We start from the raw sequence: 8,278 nt of genomic DNA on the forward strand, positions 1-8,278 counted from the left end.
TCGTCGGTGCCATCGTGACCACAGAAGCTTTGAAGGACCCGAAGATCGCCAAGTGGATGGCGGCCACCCTGCGCAAGAACGCCACCCGCGACGTCGATCAGAAAGAGATCGCCGGACTGCTGGCCGAGCTGGACGCGAAGGCAGGCACCGCATGAGCGCCGCCGCCAAATCCCCCGCCGAGCTGATTGCCGATTTGACTGACCAGGTGCGGCTGCTGCGCCAGGACGTCGGCAACCTCACCGCCACCGCAACCACCAAGGCCGAGGCGGCAAAGCTCATGGCCTCGGTGCAGAAGATCACCGCGGACGCCCTGGAGCAGAACCGGCAGATCGGCAGCACGGCGGCCGAGATGTCCCGTCGTATGCACCGGGACAGCGTCACAGCCGCTCAGGAAGCCGCAGGAAAGGCCGTAAGGGGGCTAGAGCATGAGATCCAGGCTGCGGCCAATCACATGCGCCTGGAGAGCGCCAGAGGCCGCAAGGAGGCCCTCTACAACTTCGGAGGGGGTCTGGCCGTCTTTGGGGGCTTGCTGGCTCTGGGGGGCGTTCTGGGCATCGTGGCGCTGCTCTTGATCCAAGGACGCGGCGACGCGCGGGAGTTTGGAAAGCGTCCGGGGGTCTTCTGCACATCGGCAGGGGGCGAGCTGGTCACCGGAACCACTGGTCGCCGCTTCTGCGCCTTCTGGGTCGATCCCTATGTCCCGGTGAACTGATCGAAGGTCGCGAGAGGGTCGTTGCAGTTGCAGGATATGGCCGATGTTAACCGAAATTGCATTTTGGCATCCGCGCTGTGTGTTGGAACGTCCTTTCAGGACCGTTTTCGAGCTGCCGAACGGTTCGGATGACCCACTCTGCACCTTGATTGCGCAGCAGGTTTGCGTATATACATAAACGTATGTTGATGATCACCTGGGACGCGCCGAAGCGGCAAACCAACCTTGCCAAGCACGGCTTGGATTTTGCCGATCTGGACGAGGCGTTTTTTCTGGCCTCGGTCGTGGTCCCTGCAAAGGCGGGCCGGCACATGGCGATCGGGCGTCTCGCGGATGGCACCGTGGCGGTGGTCTTCGCGACCCTTGGCACCCAAGGGGTGTCGGTAATCTCGATGCGCCCGGCCAGCGCCAGGGAACGGAGTCTGCTATGAACAAAAACTATCTGACCGAAGACCAGATTCAGCGGATGATCGCCAGCGATCCGGATGCCCCGGAGGCCACAGCGGCGCAACTCGCCCAGGCCCGGCCCTTCACCGAGGCGTTCCCGGCCCTGTCCGACGCCATGCGCCGGAACATGGGCGGACGGCCCAAGGTCGAAAACCCCAAGGTTGCCGTCTCGCTGCGCCTCGATCAGGACGTGGTGGCCCGGTTCAAGGCCAGCGGGCCGGGCTGGCAGACCCGGATGAACCGCGCGTTGCGAGAGGCTGCAGGTCTATAAACAGCAGCTAGCTCATAACCCCCGCTGGTTTGCGACCTTAAACTTAACCTGAAACAACTTCATTGGTTTGTTTCATGCGACCGTGAAAGCCCGGTGCAAAAATTCAGTCAATTTTCCAAAGGGGAAAGTCCGGATATTCTGGGACGGGTTCACGAGGCGGCTTTTCTCGAAACATACTCATCTCCTTCTGAAGCATGCAATCTGCTACGCCTGAAAATAAATGGACTGAACAAAACTTGCGTCAGGACTGTAACAATGACGGCGGTTGATCCTGTTGCCCAATAGGCCAGGGCAATCATTCCGATTCCATAACCAGCTATCCAAAACGCTATTCCCGCAAATGTGCCGGCAATGATACCGGAACACAGAAGTACAATAACCATTTTGAAGCCTCATGTGAACGCGGCGACGTTATCTGATAGAGAGAAGCACTTCTTCATGTTACTTGCTTACGAAAAAATAGCGCTTTATTTTTTTTAAAAATCTCAGCTATCGATTGGCTTTCCGATATAGGATCGTTCTCCGACACGTACAGTGATTTTTCCGTTGCCCAGATCGCATTCAAAAATTCCCTGAACGGAAATGTAGCTTCCAACAGTAATCGTCCGGATCATTTTCAACCCCAGATTGTCAAGTTTTCCATCACTAACGCAAAGATTGTGCCATGCCTTTCAAAGAACTGCCAGCCCCATGCGCTCATAAGTGCCAAAAATCGGTAGCATATTGGTTTTCTTGGCCAATCCGACATTGATGCAAGATAGGCCACCCGGCCTGCCAAAAATCTAACAGTGGCCTGCTCGGACGCCTGACTGCCCTCTACCCCACAACCCCCGGCTGATCCCCGCCCCCCTGCGCTTTCCGGCGCATAACACCTCATATCCGATGTTCCACACGTTTAGGTTGTACATGATGCCGGAACGTTCGGGGTTTGATCCGGAGGTCGGGGCGCGGGCCGACAGTAAAAAGCCCCGCCAAAAGGCGGGGCAAACTGGAACACCGTGAGTGGTGACGCAGCACTCGTGAAGCAGCACTCTGGAACTCTGAAACTTTTGAACGGGCTTCCAACCCCCGGCAGCGCAGAGAGGTTCCGTATTGAGGCAGACAATTGCCTGAGTCGAGACGAGCTTCTGTGACCTATTCCGGGGGTTGCTGCTTATTCTCGGGAAGTTCTGCAGCTATCCGCCAGAGCGTCGCTAGGGTTAGAGTGGCATGCTCGCGCCAGGCGCAGCCTTACCAGCAAATCCTTCCGTTGCCATCAGTGCCGAGGTCGAGATTCAGACCTTCCGCAGAGGCAGGGATATGCTGCTCCCTGGGGATAACCCTTTCCCCTTCTTGCCTGATCATCCCCATTCCCGCGCGCTCCCGCCGATGCGTCCCGCACCCCACGACCGTAAGCCAAAGTTGAAAGCTCGCTGACAGGTAAAAACCGGGCCAGTCCGCGCCGGTCGGCGCTTGCTCCCTGTGGGCTGCTTCGCCCGGCGCGGCCCGTCCCGGTTGTTCCCTGTAGATCATTAGAAGGGGAAAAAATAAAACACTGTTTATAATGAATTTTTTTTATTCGGACCGGCACCACCGTTCCGGTGGACCGGCACCACCGTTCCGGTCTTCTTTTGTTCTACCGGCACCACCGTTCCGGTGGACCGGCACCACAATTCCAAAAAATGGAATGAGATGTAAATTTCAAGTTGTCATTTGCATACCAGTGCGGCAGCTTGATTCCTGATTTTGGAATGAAAGCGCCTGAAATTGGAACAGCTTCCCGAACGTCGTTTGCAAGGAACTTGGGTTCAGACCGAACGGTCCGCCCATGAAGCTTGGATGAACCTCATCGCCAAATCTCCGGTCGGCGCTCAGATAATGCATGCGCTGACAGCTCGGCTTGGGGACCACAATGCTGTCGTGATCTCCCAGGTTGCGCTTGCCAAGATAATTGGGCGCTCTGAGCGCGCGGTCAGGACAGCCCTATCAGTCTTGAAAGCAGATAACTGGATTGAGGTCCGGCAACTTGGAAATGCTGCGACGGTGAACGCTTACATCGTCAATGATCGCGTGGCCTGGACAGGGAAGCGTGATGGCATTCGCTATAGCCTGTTCTCGGCAGCGGTCGTCGTTTCTGAAGAGGAACAACCGGATCGCGACAGCCTTGGCCAACAGGCTGCATTGCGACGCATTCCGGATCTGCTTCCAGGAGAGATGCAGCTGCCATCAGGCGAAGGTCTGCCCCCGGTCTCACAACCCATCTTGGAAGGGATGGAGCCGGATCTTCCAGCCCGTCAGAGATCTTATGATCCGCAGACTGGCAAACGACTGGATTGACATCAACCACCTGTCAGGCGTGCCCACAGCCCCCGTGGGCGCGACCTTGTTTCTCGCTCACCATCATCAGGTGACGGCAAAAGCCGCATCTTCTCTTCTTCGGCTTGGTCCAAGCGCTTTCGGAGATCCAAGACCGTTGTCTGGAGGTCGTCGACACGCGCCTGCAGCGCCTGTTTCAAATCCTCACGTCCGGCCCTTTCGGCCCCTAAAAGCTCTTCAAGGTGTTTCACCCGCAACTCGGCCTCGGACACGTCATGTCCTGTCCCGTCCACTGCATTTCGGACGGCTCCGGACACTACGGGACGGTTTGAATCAGGAGCTGGATTTATGTCCGCTTCTGTCCGATCAGCTCTGTCCCATGTCCCATCGCTGGACAGAGAGAAGGGGAAAACACGGTGCAACTCAGAGGGATCGATCTGATATCCACCCTTCTCATTCCGACCAGCGGAAAGCTTTCCTTCCTTGATAGCTGTCTGGATTGTAGACTTTCCCCGACCACAAAGTTGCGCGGCCTCTCGAAGTGAAAGCATTGTCATACTGGCTGTCCCGCTATGTCCGTCCCGCCTTGGATATATTGTCCGAGGCATGTCCTACACAGAACCACCACAGGACGGGACCACGCAATAGAAAAACCAGTTTCCTTCTTGACGGGACACATCAAGGACAGGCTACAGGACGCTGATTGGACACACAAAAAAACCTGCTTCGTGTGACTGATGGCAGTATGGGAAGGTTCATCAGCTGTGAATCTTGGCAATTCGGCGCGAATGTATTACATATTGGTACATCCCATCACAGTCAGGAGTGCCTATGCCCCGCAACACCTCTGTCTCCCTCGGCGAGCATTTTACCGGCTTCATTAGTGCTCAAGTCGAGACGGGCCGCTACAGCTCGGCTAGCGACGTTGTCCGTGCCGGGTTACGGCTTTTAGAAGAGCATGAGGACCGCGTCCGGACTCTGCAGGCGGCCCTTGATGAAGGCGAGGCTTCAGGAACTCCGGAACCGCTCGACATAGCCGCCTTCAAGGCTGAACTACGCGCCGGACGCGCGGGGTGATCAAGCTCCTCCGCTTCACCCCGGCCGCCCGTGCTGATCTGGCCGGGATCTGGAACTACACCGCCCAGCATTGGGACATGGACCAAGCCGATCGCTATCTTGAGGAGCTACATGGGATCTGTCTGGCTCTGGCTACTGGAGAGATGGCCAGCCGCCCGGTCGATCTGCGCCCCGAAACCCGAAAGGCGCGGGCTGGCTCGCACATGGTGTATGTCCGGGAAGGCGCGGATACGCTCGACGTGATCCGCATCCTGCACAATCGCCAAGACGTGGACCGGCACCTCTAAAAAATCCTCTACTCAACCCTGAGCCTGCGCTGCAGCTGAGAAGCGGTGTTATGCGCCGCGCCGGGCAGGGGGTGGGGATCAGCCAGGGGTTGGGGGTCGGTTGAGCCGTTCCAGAATATGACCTCCGGCCATGAACCGCAGGACCTGCGTGCTCTTGAAGTGTAAAGCCTCCCCGGTCTTGGGATTACGACCCATGCGGGCCTCTCGGATTTTGCAGGTGAAGTTTCCGAACTTCCGCAACTCAACCCTGTGACCATGCGCAAGACGATCGGTGATCTCGTTCAGGATCGTATCGAGAGCCGGTTGCATCACGTGCCGGGGCAGATGCGGATACGCTTGGAGGAGCTTCTCCAGCAGTTCTGAACGGACCATCTGGCTTCTTCCTTGATCTCACAGGGGACATGAACAGGCATTGTCAAGTTTTGGCCCGCCCAAAGCTCTAACTTTCAATCTCTCTGTGGGATCCAGGTATTTTTCCTAGCTTTTATTTGCTAGCGGCTCAGGGCCGTATTTTAGGCATGATAATTGCCCATTATGCCCCGCAGCAAAGAGAGGCAGGAAAATATCGGCCGCTACTGTCTGCCTATTCTCTTTATTTTTACGCCCCGTGATTATAGGGAACGGACGACCTGTAAAAGCAAGGATGCCCATGTCTGATTTTGATTTTTACACGATGAGCCTGGACGAAATCAAGCGTCTGAAGCGGAACCGATGAAATCTAAAAAACATTACAATCAAATAAACACCCCTAAAGGTTCTCCATATGGATTTCAGCCTGGGCGCAAAAAATAATCTCGGCCTTTATATTTTTATTGTAAATAAAAAATTTATATAAGCTTCATTAATGTATTTCTTTAGTTAAAATGCGCCAAAAAGTTTGTTTGAGGAAAAGTGCGGTGTTCACTAGTTGTAAATCACCGGCAGTTAGAACGGTGACATGCCGGAAACGGCGTAGGGCGATGGCCCGGACGGTCAGAAGGCCAAGTTTACAACCCGGTGCAAAAGCATCTTGAACGGAGGACAACATGTCCAGCATTCTGACCAACAACAGCGCCATGGTCGCGCTGCAGACCCTGAAAAGCATCAACTCGCAGCTGGGTAAAACCCAGTCCGACATCGCGACCGGCAAGACCGTGGCGAACGCCAAGGACAACGCCGCGGTCTGGGCGATCTCGAAAGTCATGGAAACCGACCAGTCGGGCTTCAAGACGATCCAGTCGAACCTGAACGTCGCCGATGCCGTCGTCAGCACCGCCCGCAGCGGTGCCGAAGAGGTGACCAAGCTGCTGACCGAGATGAAGAACCTGGCTATCGGTGCCAGCAACGACTCGGCCGACTTCGCCAAGATCCAGACGGACATGACGGCCAAGTTCGAGCAGATCGCCTCGGTCATCGGTGCGTCGCAGATGAACGGCATCAACCTGCTGGCCACCGACGTCAACGGCTCTGGCGGAACGGCTTTCACCGTTCTGAGCTCGCTGGATCGTACCAACGGTGCCGCCGCTACCACGGCAAGCAGCATTGCAGTGGCCGGTGTCGACTTCGAAACGGATATCGAAGCAGCGGTCATCACCGCTGTTTCCAGTCAAGCGACCGCCTTGACTGCTATCGGTGAGATCGAAGCCCTGATCGATATCTCGGTACAGGGTGCCGCCGACCTGGGTTCGGCCGGCAAGCGGATTTCCGACCAGTCCAGCTTTGTGGGCAAGCTGTCGGACTCGCTGAAGACCGGCATCGGCTCGCTGGTCGACGCCGACATGGAGGAGTCTTCGGCTCGCCTCCAGGCCCTGCAGACCCAGCAGCAGCTGGGTATCCAGGCGCTGTCGATCGCCAACCAGGGTCCGTCGGCAGTCATGTCGCTATTCCGCTGATAAGACCGGCGGGCGCCCAAAGGGCGCCCGCTTCCCCATGAGTACTCCTCAGCCCCTGATCACACTCCAGAATGGGATGCACGATCTTGAATGCGACAATGCCACTGACCGAACATGGCTACGCAACATCCGCCATCCGCTCTCCGCGCGATGCCGAATACGACATCTTCTCGCGCGTCACGCGCATGTTGCGGCAGGCCCCGCGCAAGGCCGACAACACCGAAACCATCCAGGCGGTGCACAAGAATTCCGAATTGTGGACGATCTTGGCGACCGACCTTGCCGAGCCGGGCAACGGGCTGCCCGACCAGGTCAAGGCCGGCCTGATCTCGTTGGCAGGTTTTACCATCCGCCACGGTCAGGCCGTCATGGCGGGCAGCGCCCAGACCGATCCGCTGATCGACATCAACATGACCGTCATGCGCGGCCTGCGGGGCGAGGGCGTGGTATGAGCGGCCTTGTCCTCAGGCTGGCGCCCAATGAGCGCGTGCTGATCAACGGCGCGGTGATCGAGAACGGCAACCGCAGCAACAAGATCGCGATCAAGACGCCCAACGCGAACGTTCTTCGCCTGCGCGACGCAATTCACCCGGATAGCGTCTGTACGCCTGTCACGCGTGCCTGCTACACGGCGCAGCTGATTATCACCGGCGACATTGACGCAGAAAAAGGACGGGATCAGCTCCTTACCGAGATCGAGCAGTTGATCCACGTCTTCATCGATCCAGACAGCCGTAGACTGCTTACTGAGGCAGGCGCGAACGCCGATAGTGGTAACATCTATGGAGCGATGCGCAGGTTGAGTGCGCTATTGCCGCGCGAGGCTAGATTGCTCGCTGTTTCCTAGATCGCAGAGACAGACGAAGGCCTACCACCCGTGATCGGGGCCATCGTCGCGCTCGTGAGCACGACGCTCCTGCTCCTGCACTCGTTCCCGCGCCTCCCGCTCGGCAGTCTCACGCTGTGTCTCCTGCCGGCGCTCGACCTCGAGATCCCGTGCCAGCCCCTCTGCGGCGGCTGACGCACCGGGGGCTGCGGCGGCGAAGAACTCTCCCCAGGCATCGGCAGGCGTGACCCGTTCCACCGCCTCACGCACCTGTTCCACAGCCCGTTCCGTGACGCGCTCCATCCAGGCGCGGCCCTTCTCGGCCAGCTCCTGGGCGACGCGGGCCACCTCGACGGCCTGTTCCTTGATCTCCCGCCAGACCTGGACAGCCGCCACCTCAATGCCGCGCTCCTTGAGCTGCCACGCCCCCGCGGAAAGCTGCGGCAGGGGCTGACGGTCCAGCGAGACGGCCCGAACCGTCTCGCGCAGGGC

Annotated in this window: 13 protein-coding genes and 1 pseudogene; 9 read left to right on the forward strand and 5 right to left on the reverse strand. The window is 57.9% G+C overall.

What is annotated here, in order from left to right:
• Positions 1 to 151: 151 nt before the first annotated feature.
• The 3 genes from TY51_RS05515 (at position 152) to TY51_RS05525 (ending at position 1,430) form a co-directional block, all read left to right on the forward strand.
• Positions 152 to 712 carry a hypothetical protein gene (locus TY51_RS05515; RefSeq protein ID WP_042246944.1) on the forward strand — a complete coding sequence of 187 codons (561 nt, stop codon included), beginning with the start codon at positions 152 to 154 and terminating at the stop codon, positions 710 to 712.
• A gap of 188 nt (positions 713 to 900) precedes the next feature.
• Positions 901 to 1,143, forward strand: coding sequence for a BrnT family toxin (locus TY51_RS05520; RefSeq protein ID WP_231558921.1), 243 nt, complete (start codon positions 901 to 903; stop codon positions 1,141 to 1,143).
• Positions 1,140 to 1,430, forward strand: coding sequence for a BrnA antitoxin family protein (locus TY51_RS05525; protein ID WP_042246949.1), 291 nt, complete (start codon positions 1,140 to 1,142; stop codon positions 1,428 to 1,430). The genes TY51_RS05520 and TY51_RS05525 overlap by 4 nt, the downstream gene beginning before the upstream one ends.
• Positions 1,431 to 1,579: 149 nt before the next feature.
• On the opposite strand, the gene TY51_RS21705 is transcribed toward TY51_RS05525, so the two are convergent.
• Entirely contained in the window at positions 1,580 to 1,813 is a 234-nt protein-coding gene (locus TY51_RS21705; protein WP_156117897.1) for a hypothetical protein, read from the reverse strand.
• 1,363 nt (positions 1,814 to 3,176) lie between these two features.
• On the opposite strand from TY51_RS21705, the gene TY51_RS05530 reads away from it, so the two are divergent.
• On the forward strand, positions 3,177 to 3,746 hold the full coding sequence (locus TY51_RS05530) for a hypothetical protein (protein WP_231558922.1): 570 nt from the start codon (positions 3,177 to 3,179) through the stop codon (positions 3,744 to 3,746).
• A 2-nt stretch (positions 3,747 to 3,748) separates the two neighbouring features.
• Here TY51_RS05530 and TY51_RS05535 read toward each other — a convergent pair whose 3' ends face one another.
• Positions 3,749 to 3,997 carry a hypothetical protein gene (locus TY51_RS05535; protein ID WP_042246956.1) on the reverse strand — a complete coding sequence of 83 codons (249 nt, stop codon included), beginning with the start codon at positions 3,995 to 3,997 and terminating at the stop codon, positions 3,749 to 3,751.
• Between the two features lie 153 nt (positions 3,998 to 4,150).
• A pseudogene (locus tag TY51_RS24480) lies at positions 4,151 to 4,333 on the reverse strand (helix-turn-helix domain-containing protein); the annotation flags it as partial.
• A 223-nt stretch (positions 4,334 to 4,556) separates the two neighbouring features.
• Here TY51_RS24480 and TY51_RS05540 point away from each other — a divergent pair.
• Positions 4,557 to 4,802 carry a type II toxin-antitoxin system ParD family antitoxin gene (locus TY51_RS05540; RefSeq protein WP_042246959.1) on the forward strand — a complete coding sequence of 82 codons (246 nt, stop codon included), beginning with the start codon at positions 4,557 to 4,559 and terminating at the stop codon, positions 4,800 to 4,802.
• A complete protein-coding gene (locus TY51_RS05545) occupies positions 4,799 to 5,089 on the forward strand; it encodes a type II toxin-antitoxin system RelE/ParE family toxin (RefSeq protein ID WP_231558923.1) in 291 nt (96 codons plus the stop codon). Before TY51_RS05540 ends, TY51_RS05545 begins: the two co-directional genes overlap by 4 nt.
• A gap of 78 nt (positions 5,090 to 5,167) precedes the next feature.
• On the opposite strand, the gene TY51_RS05550 is transcribed toward TY51_RS05545, so the two are convergent.
• Positions 5,168 to 5,461, reverse strand: a complete 294-nt coding sequence (locus tag TY51_RS05550) for an HU family DNA-binding protein (protein ID WP_042246962.1) — start codon at positions 5,459 to 5,461, stop codon at positions 5,168 to 5,170.
• A gap of 653 nt (positions 5,462 to 6,114) precedes the next feature.
• Here TY51_RS05550 and TY51_RS05555 point away from each other — a divergent pair.
• The 3 genes from TY51_RS05555 to TY51_RS05565 all read left to right on the forward strand — a co-directional run bounded on the left by TY51_RS05555 (position 6,115) and on the right by TY51_RS05565 (position 7,807).
• A complete protein-coding gene (locus tag TY51_RS05555; protein ID WP_042246965.1) occupies positions 6,115 to 6,960 on the forward strand; it encodes a flagellin in 846 nt (281 codons plus the stop codon).
• Between the two features lie 98 nt (positions 6,961 to 7,058).
• Positions 7,059 to 7,412: a flagellar biosynthesis regulator FlaF gene (flaF, locus tag TY51_RS05560; protein ID WP_042246975.1), complete on the forward strand. Its 354-nt coding sequence runs from the start codon at positions 7,059 to 7,061 to the stop codon at positions 7,410 to 7,412.
• Complete coding sequence (locus TY51_RS05565; RefSeq protein WP_042246969.1) at positions 7,409 to 7,807, forward strand: flagellar biosynthesis repressor FlbT; 399 nt, start codon at positions 7,409 to 7,411, stop codon at positions 7,805 to 7,807. Before flaF ends, TY51_RS05565 begins: the two co-directional genes overlap by 4 nt.
• 21 nt (positions 7,808 to 7,828) lie before the next feature.
• Here the strand turns inward: TY51_RS05565 and TY51_RS22495 are convergent.
• A partial coding sequence (locus TY51_RS22495; RefSeq protein ID WP_042246972.1) for a hypothetical protein occupies positions 7,829 to 8,278 on the reverse strand: 450 nt, incomplete at its 5' end.

Source organism: Paracoccus sp. PAMC 22219 (assembly GCF_000787695.1).
GTDB lineage: Bacteria > Pseudomonadota > Alphaproteobacteria > Rhodobacterales > Rhodobacteraceae > Paracoccus.

What these genes read in the sequence shown, in the direction of transcription:
- TY51_RS05515 (WP_042246944.1), top strand. Translation starts at nt 152, where the DNA reads ATGAGCGCCGCCGCCAAATCCCCCGCCGAGCTGATTGCCGATTTGACT.
- TY51_RS05520 (WP_231558921.1), top strand. Translation starts at nt 901, where the DNA reads ATGATCACCTGGGACGCGCCGAAGCGGCAAACCAACCTTGCCAAGCAC.
- TY51_RS05525 (WP_042246949.1), top strand. Translation starts at nt 1,140, where the DNA reads ATGAACAAAAACTATCTGACCGAAGACCAGATTCAGCGGATGATCGCC.
- TY51_RS21705 (WP_156117897.1), bottom strand. Translation starts at nt 1,813, where the DNA reads ATGGTTATTGTACTTCTGTGTTCCGGTATCATTGCCGGCACATTTGCG.
- TY51_RS05540 (WP_042246959.1), top strand. Translation starts at nt 4,557, where the DNA reads ATGCCCCGCAACACCTCTGTCTCCCTCGGCGAGCATTTTACCGGCTTC.
- TY51_RS05550 (WP_042246962.1), bottom strand. Translation starts at nt 5,461, where the DNA reads ATGGTCCGTTCAGAACTGCTGGAGAAGCTCCTCCAAGCGTATCCGCAT.
- TY51_RS05555 (WP_042246965.1), top strand. Translation starts at nt 6,115, where the DNA reads ATGTCCAGCATTCTGACCAACAACAGCGCCATGGTCGCGCTGCAGACC.
- flaF (WP_042246975.1), top strand. Translation starts at nt 7,059, where the DNA reads ATGCCACTGACCGAACATGGCTACGCAACATCCGCCATCCGCTCTCCG.
- TY51_RS05565 (WP_042246969.1), top strand. Translation starts at nt 7,409, where the DNA reads ATGAGCGGCCTTGTCCTCAGGCTGGCGCCCAATGAGCGCGTGCTGATC.